This window comes from Streptomyces sp. NPDC048185, assembly GCF_043202495.1.
GTDB lineage: Bacteria > Actinomycetota > Actinomycetes > Streptomycetales > Streptomycetaceae > Streptomyces.
This window is the reverse complement of sequence record NZ_JBIDAN010000018.1, coordinates 21,780-35,396: the sequence shown is the minus strand read 5'-3', so window position 1 is coordinate 35,396 and position 13,617 is coordinate 21,780. Positions and strand designations below refer to the sequence as shown.

The window sequence follows — 13,617 nt, the reverse complement described above, 5'->3', positions numbered from 1 at the left end:
TTTTCCGGCTCCGGTTCAGCCGCCCAGCCCCACGCTGTTGTCGGGTGCCCCGTCGCCCACCGGCGGCAGGTCTCCGCGTTCCACGGGGGCGGTGGCGGCGGGCCGGGGCGAGGGCAGGGTGTCCGCGGCCTCGGCGGCGTCCGGCCGGTGGACGGACTCGGCGGCCTCGCGCAGGACCTCGCGCGGTACGGCCTCCGCGTCGGCGGACAGCCGGACCACGTGCCCGTTCTCCGGCAGGGCGTACTCGTGCTGTCCGCCGCCGGTGCGGTACCAGGCGTCCGCGTCGCGCTCGCACGTGGCCCGTCCGCCGGTGCTGTCGCCGACCGGCAGGCCCGGGCAGGTGTTCTCGGTCATCGAGCCCCGATCGACGGAGAGGCGGACCAGGGCCCCCGAGCCGGTCAGGTAGGTGGCGGAGAAGCCGTCGTCGCCGAGCACGCCGACGGACTGCTGGGCCAGGGTGAGACCGGGGGATCCGGTGACGTAGACCAGCTCGGGTGCGATGCCGAGCGCCTGCGCCCGGTTCTCGAGCTCCGCGGACGGGGCGGAGGCGGTCTCGGCGGACGCCGCGGCGGCGACCGGGTCGTCGGCCGCCCTCTGCGTGCCGCAGGCGGTGAGCAGCAGCGGGGGCAGCAGCAACAGCGGCAGGACGCGCACGCGACGATTCATGCGCCCATCCTGCCGCACAGGTGTTCCCCAGGGGTTGCGTGTCCGGTCGCCGCGGCACGCCCCCCTTCCCCCCCCGGCGTCCGGGTCAAGGACGGTGCGCCGCCGCGTCCTTGGACAGCTTGACGGCCGACAGCAGGCTGAGGCCGGGTGCCGCCTCGCGCAGGACCTTGACGGCCCGCACGGAGTCGGCCGGGCCCTCGTACCCGGCGGCGGCGAGGCGCTGGTGGACCCAGCGGGCGCGCAGGGCGGCGTCGGGGACGGCGGCCGCGCGCTCCACCAGGGCGAGCGCGTGCTCCAGCCCGGGCCGTTGCTCCGGGGGCGCCTCGGCGAGCGCCTCGCGCAGGCCGGCGGCGATGTCCTCCGAGTCCCGCAGGACCAGCACGTCGAATTCATGTCTTCCGCGTCCGAGCATGGCTCAAGGGTGGTCGCGGCATGCTGTGCCGATCAAGGGACTTGAGGCCTTTCTGAGCTGTCCGGTCCGGGGGCCGGGGTGTCCGATTCCTTCAAGACGGCCCCCCGGCGTCCTGCCTACGGTGGCGTCATGACCGCACGATTCGACGCCATCGGCCTGGTCGTCTCTGACATGGCCGCCTCCGTGACCTTCTACCGCCGGCTCGGTCTCGCCTTCCCCGAGGGGGCCGAGAAGCAGCCGCACGTCGAGGCCGGACTGCCGGGCGGACTCCGGCTGCTGCTCGACACCGAGGAGACCGTCCGCTCCTTCCGCACCGGGTGGCAGCCCCCGGCGGGCGCCGGGCGGGCCTCGCTCGCGCTGCTGTGCGACGCGCCGGGGGAGGTGGACGCGCTGTACGAGGAGCTGACCGGCGCCGGGTACCACGGTGAGCTGGGGCCCTGGGACGCCTTCTGGGGGCAGCGGTACGCCGTCGTGCACGACCCGGACGGCAACGGCGTCGACCTGTTCGCCGCGCTACCCGCGGCCGCCCAGTAGCTCCCCCAGGGGCACGCCCGCCAGCTCCCGCACGTCCCGCGCCAGGTGCGCCTGGTCCGCGTACCCGGCCCGGACGGCCGTCTCCGCGAGGGACGTGCCGCCCCGGGCCAGGGCGAGGGCGCGTTGCAGCCTCAGCACGCGGGCCAGCGTCTTGGGACCGTAGCCGAAGGCGGCCAGCGAGCGGCGGTGCAGCCGGCGGGCGCCGACGCCGAGTTCGTCGGCGGTGGCGGCGACCGGGCGGCCCGCGTCGAGGGCGGCCACGATCCGGCGCAGCAGCGGGTCGGGGGGCTCCGTGCCGGCCGCCCGGGACAGCGCCGCCTCCTCCAGGCCCCGCGCCGGGTCGGGGGCCGCGTTCACCCGCGCGGTCAGGCGCCGCGCCTCGGCGGCGGGCCAGAGGTCGGCCAGGTCGACGCGCCGGTCGCGCAGTTCTCGCGCGGGGACGCCGAGGAGGGCCGGGGCGGTGCCGGGGCGGAAGCGGACGCCCGCCCAGCGGCCCGGCACGCCGTCGGTGACGTACGCGCGGGTGTCGGGGCCCGCGACCAGCAGCCGGCCGTCGTGCCAGAGCAGGTCCATGCAGCCGTCGGGCAGGACACGCCCCGGACCGGTCCCGGTCGGCGTGCTGATCCACACCACCGCGCCGGGCAGCCGGGAGGCACGTTCCGCGTACACGCCGGCCAGGCTACGCCGCCGGGTTCCGGCATTCACGCGGACCGACGCGGTCCTCCCGCCCGCAGGCGGTGGACAGGGCGAGCGCGGTGCCGCGGCCGGCCCGGGGCACGCTCGCGCCCGCGGGCGCCGCAGGTGTCGCGCGGCCGGCCGACGGGACAGCCCGGGGTGCCTCCCCGCCGCCGGACGGCACGCCGTGGACGCACGCCCACGGCGGCGAGCCGCCCGCGGGCGATGCCCGGGGCGGCCCGGGTCAGGAGGCCTCCGGTTTGTCCTGGTCCCGGTGATGCGTGTGCTTCGGATGGCTGCGCAGGCGGGCCGTGACGTCCTCGGGAGGCAGGAACCGGGACCAGCGCTCCGGGAACTCGGACGGCATGTCGGGGTCCGCCTCGCCGCTCGCGGCTGCCCGGGCCACGTACTCGGCGACCTGCGCCTGCCGCAGCCGCTCGTTGGCCTCGCGGGCCGCGGCGGTGGCGGCGGCCGGCCAGACCCGGTCGATGGCCGCGTTGACCGCGGCCCCGACGAGCACGGCGAACGCGGACACACCGATCCACAGCAGCACGGCCACGGGCGCGGCGAGCGAGCCGTAGATGGTCGGGCCCTCGACGGTACTGGTGAGGTAGATGCGCAGCAGGAAGCTGCCCAGCACCCACATGGCGAGGGCGACCAGCGCGCCGGGCACGTCCTCGATCCACGGGGAGCGCACGGGCACCGACACGTGGTACAGCGTGGTCAGGAAGGCCACGGACAGGATGATCACGACCGGCCAGTACAGGACCTGCACGACGGTCGTCGACCAGGGCACGACCCGCACCACGGCGTCCGGTCCCGCCACCATCAGCGGCAGCGCGATCGATCCGATCAGCAGGGCCACGATGAACAGCAGGAACGCCATCAGACGGGTCTTGACGATCCCCCGGACACCGTCCAGGCCGTACATCACGGTGATGGTGTCGATGAAGACGTTGACCGCGCGGGAGCCGGACCACAGGGCGAACAGGAAACCGATGGAGATGACGTCGGGCCGGCCGCCCTTCATCACGTCGTCCAGGATCGGCTCGGTGATCTGCTTGACGCCCTTCTCGGAGAGCACCGCGCGCGAGGCGTCCAGGATGTTGGCGCGCAGGCTCTCGGTGGTGTCGGCGCCGATCCAGGAGTCGACGTAGCCGAGCAGCCCGAGAAGGCTCAGCAGCAGCGGCGGCACGGACAGCAGGGTGAAGAACGCGGCCTCGGCGGCCAGGCCGAGGATGCGGTACTCCATGCACGAGTTGACCGTGTCCTTGAGCAGCAGCCAGGCGGTCCTGCGTTTGGAGACGTTCCGGTAGAGGACCCGGGCACGGTGGAGCCGGCCCGAGGGCCGTTCGGAAGATTCACTTGCTGGCTGCACGACCTAAAGGTATCCGCCGCGGGCCCCCGCACTCATCCGCGGACTGCCGTGGAGGCCGACGCCGGCCCGCCCCGGCGCCGGGCGCGGTAGGTTCGCCGTCATGGCAGGCAGCACCCACACCGTGACGAACCAGCCCCCGCCGCTGGCCGGCTACGACGTCTTCACCACCGACCGGGCCCTCGTGGCGGCGGTCGAACGGCACCTGGCACCGGAACTGCGCGAGGAGGCGCTGGCCGAGCTGTCGGGTCTCGGGCGCAGCTGCGGCTCCGCCCAGGTGCTGGAGTGGGGCGCGCAGGCCAACGAGAACCCGCCGGTCCTGCGCACGCACGACCGCTACGGCCACCGCGTCGACGAGGTCGACTTCCACCCGGCCTGGCACCGGCTGCTGGGCAAGGGCGTCTCGGCCGGCCTCACCGCGGCCTGGACCCGGCCGGGCGGGCATGTGCGGCGGGCCGCCGGCTTCCTGCTGTGGACGCAGGCCGAGGCGGGCAACGGCTGTCCGCTGTCCATGACCCACGCGGCGGTGCCCGCCCTGCGGACCGACCCCGGCCTCGCCGCCGAGTGGGAGCCGCGGCTGACCGCGCAGGTGTACGACCGTGAGCTGCGGCCGGCGCACCTCAAGGCCGGCGTGCTGTTCGGGATGGGCATGACGGAGAAGCAGGGCGGCAGCGACGTCCGCGCGGGCACGACCTCGGCGCGGCCGCTGGCCGAGGACGGGACGTACGAGCTGACCGGGCACAAGTGGTTCTGCTCGGCGCCCATGTCCGACGGCTTCCTGGTGCTGGCGCAGGCCCCGGGCGGACTGACCTGCTTCCTGGTGCCCCGCGTGCTGGCGGACGGCACCCGCAACGTGTTCCTGATCCAGCGGCTGAAGGACAAGCTGGGCAACCGGTCCAACGCCTCCGCCGAGGTCGAGTTCGCGGGGACCTGGGCGCGCCGGGTGGGCGAGGAGGGGCGCGGGGTGCGCACCATCATCGGCATGGTGGCGGCGACCCGCCTGGACTGCGTACTGGGCTCGGCGGGGCTGATGCGGCAGGCCGTCGCGCAGGCGGTGCACCACGCGGCCCACCGGGAGGCGTTCGGCGGGAAGCTGATCGACAAGCCGCTGATGCGCAACGTCCTGGCGGACCTCGCGATCGAGTCGGAGGCGGCCACCACGCTCGCGCTGCGACTGGCGGCGGCGTACGACGACGGGGGCGAGCGGGAGCGGGCGCTGCTCAGGCTGGCGGTGCCGGCGGCGAAGTACTGGGTGACCAAGCGCTGTGCGCCGGTGGCGGTGGAGGCCGCCGAGTGCCTGGGCGGCAACGGGTACGTCGAGGAGTCCGGGCTGCCGCGGCTGGTGCGCGAGTCGCCGCTGAACTCGATCTGGGAGGGCGCCGGAAACGTCCAGGCGCTGGACGTGCTGCGGGCGCTCGGGCGGGAGCCGCTGGCCCTGGACGCGTATCTGACGGAGGTGGGCCTCGCGCGGGGCGCCGATCACCGCCTGGACGCGGCGGTCCGGGGCCTGCTGACGGAGCTGGCCGATCTGGAGGCCGCCGAGGGGCGGGCACGGCGGCTGGTGGAGCGGCTGGCGCTGGTGCTCCAGGGGTCGCTGCTGGTGCGGTTCGCGCCGCCGGAGGTCGCCGACGCGTTCTGCGCCTCGCGGCTGGGCGGCGACGGGGGCGCGGCCTTCGGCACGCTGCCGCCGACCCTGGATCTGGCGTCGGTCGTGGAGCGGGCCCGTCCGGTGGCCTGATCCGGTCCGGGCGGTGCCGCCGCCGCGCGGACGCGGGCGGCACGGGGGTGGTGCTGCGCCGACACGGCACCACCCCCGCCACACCGGCCTGTTCAGGCCGCGTACGCCGCTCGGGACGACGTGGCTCAAGTTTCGGCCACCGGCGCGGCCGTCCACCAGGGTTGCAAGGGGTTGCAACTTGCTGTCGACTGTGTGCGGACTGTGCCCGTCCGCCGTGGGAAAGCGGTCAGTATGAGACGAACATCCGGGACGATCACGGGCTCGCCGCCGGCCGGCCGCTCGGGCGTCCGTCCCGGCCCCTGCTTCCGGAAGGACGAGGACCAGTGGCGCTCTCGCCGATGGACGTGCCGCAGTTCGCCGCCGTCGACACGGCGCGTGCGGCGCGGATGCTCAGCGAGGTCCGCTCCGCCAGGCTCTCGGGCGGGCGCGCTCCGGCGGCGCCGCGTCCGGTGATCGAGCAGTCCTGGGCGCGGATGCTGCGCAGCGGCGTCGACCCGGACCACGACTTCCGGTCGGGGCTGCTGCCCCGGGAGGAGGTGCAGCGGCGCCGGGAGGCCTCGCCGCTGCGGCACGTGCTGCCGGTGCTGCGGGAGGGGCTGCTGTCGGTCGCGGACGTCGCCCACCACATCATGGTGGTCGCCGACGACGAGGGCCGCGTGCTGTGGCGGGAGGGGAGCACGCCGGTGCTGCGGAAGGCCGACGGGCTCGGCTTCGAACTCGGCGCGGACTGGCGGGAGGACGTCGTCGGCACCAACGGCGTCGGCACGCCGGCGGTCACCGGGCGGCCGGTGCAGGTCTTCGCCTCCGAGCACTTCGTGCGGTCCCAGGCGACCTGGACCTGCGCAGGGGCGCCCGTCACCGACCCGCGCAGCGGCCGGCTGCTCGGCGTGGTCGACGTGAGCGGGCCGCTGGAGACGATGCATCCGGCCACGCTCGCCTGGGTCGACTCGGTGGCCAAGCTCGCCGAGGCCCGGCTGCGCGAACGGCACATGCGGTCGCTGGAGCGGCTGCGCGCGGTGGCGGCGCCGGTGCTGGCCCGGATCGACGGGCGCGCGCTGGTGGTGGACCGGGACGGCTGGACGGCCGCGGTGACGGGGATGCCGTACGTGGAGCGGGTGGTGCTGCCCGGGTCCCCGCCGACGGGTCCGAGGTGGCTGCCGGCGTTCGGGGCGTGTGTCGTCGAGCCGCTGGCGGAGGGCTGGCTGGTGCGGGTCGCCGCGGAACCGGTGCCGCACGGCGCCCCCCGGATCGTGCTCGACCTCGCGCAGCGGCGCCGCTGGTCGGTCCGGGTGCTGGACGGTGCTGGGCCCTGGGAGCGGGAACTGAGCCCGCGGCACGCCGAGTTGCTGTATCTGCTGGCCGTCCGGCGCACCGGCCGCAGCGCCGCGGGGCTGGCGGAGGACGTCTTCGGCGACCCGGCGCGCACGGTGACGGTGCGGGCGGAGATGTCCCGGATCAGGCGGTACCTCGGGGCCTATCTGCGACACCGGCCGTACCGCTTCCGCGACGACGCCGAGGTCGAGGTGGTCCTCCCGGACGACCCCCGCGACCTGCTGCCCGACTCGACGGCGCCGGCGGTGACGGAGCGCCGGGCACAGGCCCCCGCCGGGGCGCCGGCACCGGCCCGGGCGCCGTCGCCCTGAGCGGCGGACGGCCCCCGGACGGCCCCCGAAAGGTGGTTCGTTTCCGCATATTTGCAGCGTCCGGCTCCGCGGGCCCCTCCGCCTGCCGTAGCATCCTCCACGGACCGCCCCTCTGCTCCTCGGTCAACACGCGGAACGCCGGGCGCAGTTGGATCGGGGCCCGTGGAGGTTCTATGAAGCAGCGCGGCAGACACCGCCGGCGCCGTCGGGGCAGGGCGTTGCGCGCGGCCCTGACCGGGGCCGCTCTCGCGCTGACCGGCGCCGCCACGATGATCAGCGCCTCGCAGGCCACGGTCGCCGGGGACCCGGGCGCGCTGAAGCCGCTCGCCGTGACCGACGCGCTGCGGCTGACGGAGCACCGGGTGCCCGAACCCTGGCTCGACCGGCTCTCGGCCGCGATGGGCGAGCCGGTGGGCGTCGACGCCGTCCTCGGCTCCGCCGACCACACCCTGCGCGACGCCGCCGACTGCACGGCCGGGGAGCGCGAGGCGCTGCCGGTCTCCCCCACGGCCACGCGCGCCTACTGCTGGGACGCCGAGGACACGCGGGGCTGGCGGCCGGGGGCGGTCACCACCTCGGGAGACGCCGACGACGACGGCCTCTGGGGCTCCCACCGGGTCGTCCTGTCCGCCTGGAGCCGCGACGACGGCACGGCCGGGGGCGGGCTCGCCCGGGTCTCGTTCGTGAACGCCGACGGTCCCGGCCGGCCCGGCTACGCCTCGGCCCTGCTCGCCGTCCCGGTGGACGGCGGGCGCGACTACCGGGCGCTCGCCTCCCCCGTCTCCGGCATGGTCTGGTATCAGGACAAGCTGCTGGTCACCGCCGGCGCCGGGGACCGCAACGCGCTGTACGTGTACGACGTGGACCGCGTCCAGCGCGCCACCACCGGCGCCGACGCGGTCGGCCGCGTGCCCGGCGGCTGGGCGGCGCACGGCCACCGGTACGTGATGCCCGCCGTCGCCTCCTACCGCCTCTCCGACACGCCGGACGCCGCGCGGCCCGCCGCGCTCTCCCTGGACCGGGGTACGGTCCCCGCCGGCCTGGTGGCGAGCGAGTACGTCCCCGCCGGCGCCGACCGGCCCACCCGGCTGTGGCGCTACGCGCTCGACGCGGGCCCGGCGCACACCGGGCCGGCGGCCACCGACTCCGCCGGGCACGTGGACGCGCGGGAGGCGTACGAGACCGGCGCGGCCGAGGTCCGTGGCGTGCTGGCGCACCGCCCGGCCGGCGCCGCGCGGTCCGACTGGTACCTGGACCGGCCGGCCGGCGAGCAGCGGGGGCACGGGACGCTGTGGCGGCAGGACGCGGAGGGAGCGCGGGCCACGGAGTGCGGTGCCGACGGGTCGCGCCAGTGCTGGAGCGGGCCGCCGGGCCCCCTGTCGTACTGGGCGGGGACCGGTGAGGTCTGGTCCCAGTCGGGCGGCATGCTCTTCGCGGTGCCGCTGACCTCGGTGGACGAGGCGCTCGGCTGACGCCGGCGGGTCCGCGGCGGAGGGGGCCCGGCCAGGGCCGCTCGGGCGCGGAACCGGGATCGACAGATCTCGCGACCGGATGGTTCCCTGACCGGCATGACCAACATCGCCGTGACCACCTGGTCCCTGGAGCAGACCGCGCCGACCGATCTGCTGCCGGCCGCCACCCCGGAGGGGGACGTGCGGATCGTCCGCTCCGAGGTGCCCTCGCCCGAGTTCAGCCGCTTCCTGTACGCCTCGGTCGGCGGCGACATCCGCTGGACGGACCGGCTGGGCTGGACCTACGCGCGGTGGCGGGAGCACCTCGAGCGCCCCGGCGTGGAGACCTGGGTGGCCTACGACCGGGGCACACCCGCCGGGTACGTGGAGCTGACGTCCGGGGACGACGGCGTCGTGGAGATCGAGTATTTCGGCCTGATCCCGGCCTTCCGCGGCCGGCGCATCGGGGGGCACCTGCTGTCGTACGGGACCGCCCGCGCCTGGGACCTGGCGGACCGCTGGCCGGGGCTGGCCGCGACCAAGCGGGTGTGGCTGCACACGTGCAGCAAGGACGGCGAGTTCGCGATGGACAATTACCAGCGCCGCGGTTTCCGGCTCTTCGACACCACGGTGGAGGAAGAAGCGGAGGTGCGGACTCCGGGTCCCTGGCCCGGGGCCTTCCCGTCCTGACCTGCTCCGAAGCGTCCGTTTTCGGCCTGTGTGACCCACGACACCCCTGTCTCGCTCTACGGGACAGGGGCGTCCGCATTTTGGACGAAGCTGGACTGTGTCCAGATCGCCGTGCCACGCTTCCGTCATGTCCGGAACTGGAATTGCCTTGGTGAGTCGGCGGCACGTCGACCTCGGCCGCATGTCCAGCGCCATCTGTCAGATGCGCTGAGAGCCCCTCCAGCACCACCCGGATTTCTCGCATTCGCCTCCTCCCGCGCAACGACGCGCACGTATGCCCATGCGCCGCGCGCGCAGGTCAGAGCCGCATTCCGCCTGTCGAAGGACGTGTCAACCATGGCCGCCACCCCGCCGAAGCCTGCCGCCACGACTCCCCGCCGCAAGGTGAGCCGTCACCGTGGCGAGGGTCAGTGGGCTATGGGTCATTTCACCCCGCTCAACGGCAACGAGCAGACCAAGAAGGACGACGACGGTCTCAACGTACGGACACGCATTGAGACGATCTACTCCAAGCGGGGGTTCGACTCCATCGACCCCGGCGACCTGCGTGGACGCATGCGCTGGTGGGGTCTGTACACCCAGCGCCGACAGGGCATCGACGGCGGCAAGACCGCGATCCTGGAGCCGGAGGAGCTCGACGACAGCTACTTCATGCTGCGTGTCCGCATCGACGGCGGCGCGCTGACCACCGCGCAGCTGCGCGTCATCGGTGAGATCTCCCAGGAGTTCGCGCGCGGCACGGCCGACATCACCGACCGGCAGAACGTCCAGTACCACTGGATCCGGATCGAGGACGTGCCCGAGATCTGGAACCGCCTGGAGGGCGTCGGCCTGTCCACCGTCACCGCCTGCGGCGACACGCCCCGCGTGATGATCGGCTCCCCGGTCGCGGGCATCGCCGAGGACGAGATCATCGACGGCACGCCCGCGCTGGAGGAGATGAAGCGCCGGGTCCTGAACAACCCGGCGTACTCGAACCTGCCGCGCAAGTTCAAGACCGCGATCTCCGGCTCGCCGGTGCAGGACGTCGTGCACGAGATCAACGACGTCGCGTTCGTCGGCGTGAACCACCCCGAGCACGGGCCGGGCTTCGACCTGTGGGTCGGCGGCGGCCTGTCCACCAACCCGAAGCTCGGTGTGCGCCTGGGCGCCTGGGTGCCGGTCGAGGACGTGCCGGACGTCTACGAGGGCGTCATCTCGATCTTCCGCGACTACGGCTACCGGCGCCTGCGCAACCGCGCCCGCCTGAAGTTCCTGGTCGCCGACTGGGGCGCGGAGAAGTTCCGCCAGGTGCTGGAGGAGGAGTACCTGCAGCGCAAGCTGACCGACGGGCCGGCGCCCGCCGAGCCGGCGAGCCGCTGGCGCGACCACGTCGGCGTGCACCGGCAGAAGGACGGCCGCTTCTACGTCGGCTTCGCCCCGCGCGTCGGCCGCGTCGACGGCACCACCCTGACGAAGGTCGCCGACCTCGCGGAGGCGCACGGCTCGGGCCGGGTGCGCACCACCGTCGAACAGAAGATGATCATCCTCGACGTCGAGGAGGGACAGGTCGACTCCCTGGTCGAGTCCCTGGAGACACTGGACCTCAGCGCCAGGCCCTCCTCGTTCCGGCGGGGCACCATGGCGTGCACCGGCATCGAGTTCTGCAAGCTCGCCATCGTCGAGACCAAGGCGCGCGGCGCCTCGCTCATCGACGAACTGGAGCGCCGCCTCCCGGAGTTCGACGAGCCCATCAGCATCAACCTCAACGGCTGCCCGAACGCCTGCGCCCGCATCCAGACGGCGGACATCGGCCTCAAGGGCCAGCTGGTCCTGAACGACCGGGGCGAGCAGGTCGAGGGCTACCAGGTGCACCTCGGCGGGGCGCTCGGCCTGGAGGCCGGCTTCGGCCGCAAGGTGCGCGGCCTGAAGGTGACGGCGACCGAGCTGCCGGACTACGTGGAGCGCGTGCTGAAGCGCTACCAGGCCGAGCGGGAGGACGGCGAGCGCTTCGCCACCTGGGCGGCCCGTGCCTCGGAGGAGGCGCTGTCGTGAGCGAACGCGCCGCGCCCTTCTACTGCCCCTACTGCGGCGACGAAGACCTGCGCCCGAGCGAAGAGGGTCACGGCGCCTGGGAATGCGCGGGGTGCAACCGCGCATTCCAGTTGAAGTTCCTCGGGCTGATCGCCCGGGGTCTTCAGCCCAACTCCACGGGAGGGGAAGCGATATGACGGCCACTCAGGAAGAGCGGACTACCGACGAGCTGAAGGCGCTGGCCGAGCGCGCGGGCCGGGAGCTGGAGGACGCCTCGGCCCTGGAGATCCTCCGGTGGGCCGCGGAGACCTTCGGCGACCGCTTCTGCGTGACCTCCTCCATGGAGGACGCGGTCGTCGCCCACCTCGCCTCCCGCGCCCTGCCCGGCGTGGACGTGGTGTTCCTCGACACCGGCTACCACTTCCCGGAGACCATCGGCACCCGGGACGCGGTGGAGGCCGTGATGGACGCGAACGTCATCACGCTCACCCCGCGGCAGACGGTCGCCGAGCAGGACGCCGAGTACGGCCCCAGGCTGCACGACCGCGACCCCGACCTGTGCTGCGCGCTGCGCAAGGTGAAGCCGCTGGAGGAGGGCCTCAAGGGCTACCAGGCCTGGGCGACCGGCCTGCGCCGCGACGAGTCCGAGACCCGCGCGAACACCCCCGTGGTCGGCTGGGACGAGAAGCGCGGGAAGGTGAAGATCTCCCCCATCGCACGGTGGTCACAGGAAGATGTGCAAACGTACGTCGCCGAGCACGGGGTCCTCACCAACCCGCTGCTCATGGACGGCTATGCCTCCGTGGGCTGTGCGCCCTGCACCCGCCGTGTGCTGGAGGGCGAGGACGCACGTGCCGGCCGCTGGGCGGGCCGTTCCAAGACCGAGTGCGGACTGCACGGCTGACATGACGACGACCACCGAGATTCAGGAGAACCACGTGACGACCGGAGCCACCGTCTGGCTCACGGGTCTGCCGAGCGCCGGCAAGACCACCATCGCGCACGAGCTGGCCGGCCGACTGCGCGAGGAGGGCCACCGCGTCGAGGTGCTCGACGGCGACGAGATCCGCGAGTTCCTCTCGGCGGGCCTCGGTTTCAGCCGCGAGGACCGGCACACCAACGTGCAGCGCATCGGCTTCGTCGCCGAACTGCTCGCCCGCAACGGCGTCACCGCGCTGGTCCCGGTGATCGCGCCGTACGCGGACAGCCGGGACGCGGTGCGCAAGCGTCACGAGACGCACGGCACGGCGTACGTGGAGGTGCACGTGGCCACCCCGGTCGAGGTGTGCTCCGTACGCGACGTGAAGGGCCTGTACGCCAAGCAGGCCGCGGGCGAGCTGACGGGGCTCACCGGGGTCGACGACCCGTACGAGGAACCCGTCACGCCCGACCTGCGCATCGAGTCGCAGGACCAGACCGTCCAGGAGTCCGCCGCGGCGGTGTACGCCCTGCTCAGCGAAAGGGGACTGGCATGACGACGACCGTGGCCACGGTCGAGGAGGGCGAGGGCTCCACGAGCAGCCCGTACGCCCTCTCCCACCTCGACGCCCTCGAGTCCGAGGCGGTGCACATCTTCCGCGAGGTGGCGGGCGAGTTCGAGCGGCCGGTGATCCTGTTCTCCGGCGGCAAGGACTCCATCCTCATGCTGCACCTGGCGCTGAAGGCGTTCGCCCCCGCGGCCGTGCCGTTCTCCCTGCTGCACGTCGACACCGGGCACAACTTCCCCGAGGTCCTGGACTACCGCGACCGCACGGTGGAGAAGCACGGGCTGCGCCTGCACGTCGCCTCCGTGCAGGACTACATCGACCGCGGGGTGCTCAAGGAGCGCCCGGACGGCACGCGCAACCCGCTGCAGACGCTGCCGCTGACCGAGAAGATCCAGGCGGAGAAGTTCGACGCCGTCTTCGGCGGCGGGCGCCGCGACGAGGAGAAGGCCCGCGCCAAGGAGCGGGTGTTCTCGCTGCGCGACGAGTTCTCCCAGTGGGACCCGCGCCGCCAGCGCCCCGAGCTGTGGAACCTGTACAACGGCCGGCACGCCCCCGGCGAGCACGTCCGCGTCTTCCCGCTGTCCAACTGGACCGAGCTGGACGTGTGGCAGTACATCGCCCGCGAGGGCATCGAACTGCCCGAGATCTACTACGCCCACGAGCGCGAGGTCTTCGCGCGCGCCGGCATGTGGCTGACCGCGGGCGAGTGGGGCGGCCCGAAGGACGACGAGACGGTGGTCAAGCGGCGGGTCCGCTACCGCACCGTCGGCGACATGTCCTGCACCGGCGCGGTCGACTCCGACGCCGACACCATCGAGAAGGTGATCGCCGAGATCGCCGCCTCCCGGCTCACCGAGCGCGGCGCGACGCGTGCCGACGACAAGCTCTCCGAGGCCGCGATGGAAGACCGCAAGCGCGAGGGGTACTTCTAGA

The 13,617-nt window shown here is 73.9% G+C and carries 15 protein-coding genes; 11 read left to right on the top strand and 4 right to left on the bottom strand.

From position 1 onward, the window contains the following. Positions 1 to 15 precede the first annotated feature (15 nt). Together ACGF3H_RS35150 and ACGF3H_RS35145 are read right to left on the bottom strand one after the other, a co-directional pair. Entirely contained in the window at positions 16 to 666 is a 651-nt protein-coding gene (locus tag ACGF3H_RS35150; RefSeq protein ID WP_362495968.1) for a hypothetical protein, read from the bottom strand. A gap of 85 nt (positions 667 to 751) precedes the next feature. Beyond that, positions 752 to 1,078 (bottom strand): hypothetical protein, encoded by a 327-nt coding sequence (locus ACGF3H_RS35145; RefSeq protein WP_362495971.1) that lies wholly within the window; start codon positions 1,076 to 1,078, stop codon positions 752 to 754. Positions 1,079 to 1,207: 129 nt separating this feature from the next. Here ACGF3H_RS35145 and ACGF3H_RS35140 point away from each other — a divergent pair, with 129 nt between their 5' ends. Then, complete coding sequence (locus ACGF3H_RS35140; RefSeq protein WP_362495973.1) at positions 1,208 to 1,612, top strand: VOC family protein; 405 nt, start codon at positions 1,208 to 1,210, stop codon at positions 1,610 to 1,612. On the opposite strand, the gene ACGF3H_RS35135 is transcribed toward ACGF3H_RS35140, so the two are convergent. Both ACGF3H_RS35135 and ACGF3H_RS35130 read right to left on the bottom strand, forming a co-directional pair. After that, complete coding sequence (locus ACGF3H_RS35135; RefSeq protein ID WP_362495976.1) at positions 1,592 to 2,281, bottom strand: helix-turn-helix transcriptional regulator; 690 nt, start codon at positions 2,279 to 2,281, stop codon at positions 1,592 to 1,594. The genes ACGF3H_RS35140 and ACGF3H_RS35135 overlap by 21 nt on opposite strands. A 250-nt stretch (positions 2,282 to 2,531) precedes the next feature. Further along, positions 2,532 to 3,665, bottom strand: coding sequence for a YihY/virulence factor BrkB family protein (locus tag ACGF3H_RS35130; RefSeq protein ID WP_362495978.1), 1,134 nt, complete (start codon positions 3,663 to 3,665; stop codon positions 2,532 to 2,534). 100 nt (positions 3,666 to 3,765) lie between these two features. Between ACGF3H_RS35130 and ACGF3H_RS35125 the strand changes: the two genes are divergently transcribed. The 10 genes from ACGF3H_RS35125 to cysD all read left to right on the top strand — a co-directional run bounded on the left by ACGF3H_RS35125 (position 3,766) and on the right by cysD (position 13,616). Then, complete coding sequence (locus tag ACGF3H_RS35125; RefSeq protein ID WP_362495981.1) at positions 3,766 to 5,400, top strand: acyl-CoA dehydrogenase family protein; 1,635 nt, start codon at positions 3,766 to 3,768, stop codon at positions 5,398 to 5,400. A gap of 323 nt (positions 5,401 to 5,723) precedes the next feature. Next, positions 5,724 to 7,043: a GAF domain-containing protein gene (locus ACGF3H_RS35120; RefSeq protein ID WP_362495983.1), complete on the top strand. Its 1,320-nt coding sequence runs from the start codon at positions 5,724 to 5,726 to the stop codon at positions 7,041 to 7,043. A gap of 173 nt (positions 7,044 to 7,216) precedes the next feature. After that, complete coding sequence (locus ACGF3H_RS35115; RefSeq protein ID WP_362495985.1) at positions 7,217 to 8,515, top strand: hypothetical protein; 1,299 nt, start codon at positions 7,217 to 7,219, stop codon at positions 8,513 to 8,515. A gap of 96 nt (positions 8,516 to 8,611) precedes the next feature. Continuing rightward, on the top strand, positions 8,612 to 9,184 hold the full coding sequence (locus tag ACGF3H_RS35110; protein WP_362495987.1) for a GNAT family N-acetyltransferase: 573 nt from the start codon (positions 8,612 to 8,614) through the stop codon (positions 9,182 to 9,184). A 127-nt stretch (positions 9,185 to 9,311) separates the two neighbouring features. Continuing rightward, a complete protein-coding gene (locus ACGF3H_RS35105) occupies positions 9,312 to 9,395 on the top strand; it encodes a putative leader peptide (protein ID WP_362496051.1) in 84 nt (27 codons plus the stop codon). A gap of 125 nt (positions 9,396 to 9,520) precedes the next feature. After that, a complete protein-coding gene (gene sirA / locus ACGF3H_RS35100) occupies positions 9,521 to 11,218 on the top strand; it encodes a sulfite reductase SirA (protein ID WP_362495990.1) in 1,698 nt (565 codons plus the stop codon). Continuing rightward, the gene (locus ACGF3H_RS35095; RefSeq protein WP_362495993.1) at positions 11,215 to 11,394 is read left to right on the top strand and encodes a hypothetical protein; all 180 of its coding nucleotides are present in this window, start codon (positions 11,215 to 11,217) and stop codon (positions 11,392 to 11,394) included. Before sirA ends, ACGF3H_RS35095 begins: the two co-directional genes overlap by 4 nt. After that, on the top strand, positions 11,391 to 12,101 hold the full coding sequence (locus ACGF3H_RS35090) for a phosphoadenylyl-sulfate reductase (RefSeq protein ID WP_362495995.1): 711 nt from the start codon (positions 11,391 to 11,393) through the stop codon (positions 12,099 to 12,101). Before ACGF3H_RS35095 ends, ACGF3H_RS35090 begins: the two co-directional genes overlap by 4 nt. Before the next feature lies 1 nt (position 12,102). Continuing rightward, positions 12,103 to 12,672: an adenylyl-sulfate kinase gene (cysC, locus tag ACGF3H_RS35085; protein ID WP_362495997.1), complete on the top strand. Its 570-nt coding sequence runs from the start codon at positions 12,103 to 12,105 to the stop codon at positions 12,670 to 12,672. Beyond that, entirely contained in the window at positions 12,669 to 13,616 is a 948-nt protein-coding gene (gene cysD / locus ACGF3H_RS35080; protein WP_362495999.1) for a sulfate adenylyltransferase subunit CysD, read from the top strand. The genes cysC and cysD overlap by 4 nt, the downstream gene beginning before the upstream one ends. Position 13,617: the final 1 nt, after the last annotated feature.

Bases quoted from the DNA above. Each gene is read 5' to 3' on its own strand.
- ACGF3H_RS35110 (WP_362495987.1), top strand. From the start codon at position 8,612: ATGACCAACATCGCCGTGACCACCTGGTCCCTGGAGCAGACCGCGCCG.
- sirA (WP_362495990.1), top strand. From the start codon at position 9,521: ATGGCCGCCACCCCGCCGAAGCCTGCCGCCACGACTCCCCGCCGCAAG.
- ACGF3H_RS35125 (WP_362495981.1), top strand. From the start codon at position 3,766: ATGGCAGGCAGCACCCACACCGTGACGAACCAGCCCCCGCCGCTGGCC.
- cysC (WP_362495997.1), top strand. From the start codon at position 12,103: ATGACGACGACCACCGAGATTCAGGAGAACCACGTGACGACCGGAGCC.
- ACGF3H_RS35115 (WP_362495985.1), top strand. From the start codon at position 7,217: ATGAAGCAGCGCGGCAGACACCGCCGGCGCCGTCGGGGCAGGGCGTTG.
- cysD (WP_362495999.1), top strand. From the start codon at position 12,669: ATGACGACGACCGTGGCCACGGTCGAGGAGGGCGAGGGCTCCACGAGC.
- ACGF3H_RS35140 (WP_362495973.1), top strand. From the start codon at position 1,208: ATGACCGCACGATTCGACGCCATCGGCCTGGTCGTCTCTGACATGGCC.
- ACGF3H_RS35150 (WP_362495968.1), bottom strand. From the start codon at position 666: ATGAATCGTCGCGTGCGCGTCCTGCCGCTGTTGCTGCTGCCCCCGCTG.
- ACGF3H_RS35145 (WP_362495971.1), bottom strand. From the start codon at position 1,078: ATGCTCGGACGCGGAAGACATGAATTCGACGTGCTGGTCCTGCGGGAC.
- ACGF3H_RS35090 (WP_362495995.1), top strand. From the start codon at position 11,391: ATGACGGCCACTCAGGAAGAGCGGACTACCGACGAGCTGAAGGCGCTG.
- ACGF3H_RS35105 (WP_362496051.1), top strand. From the start codon at position 9,312: ATGTCCGGAACTGGAATTGCCTTGGTGAGTCGGCGGCACGTCGACCTC.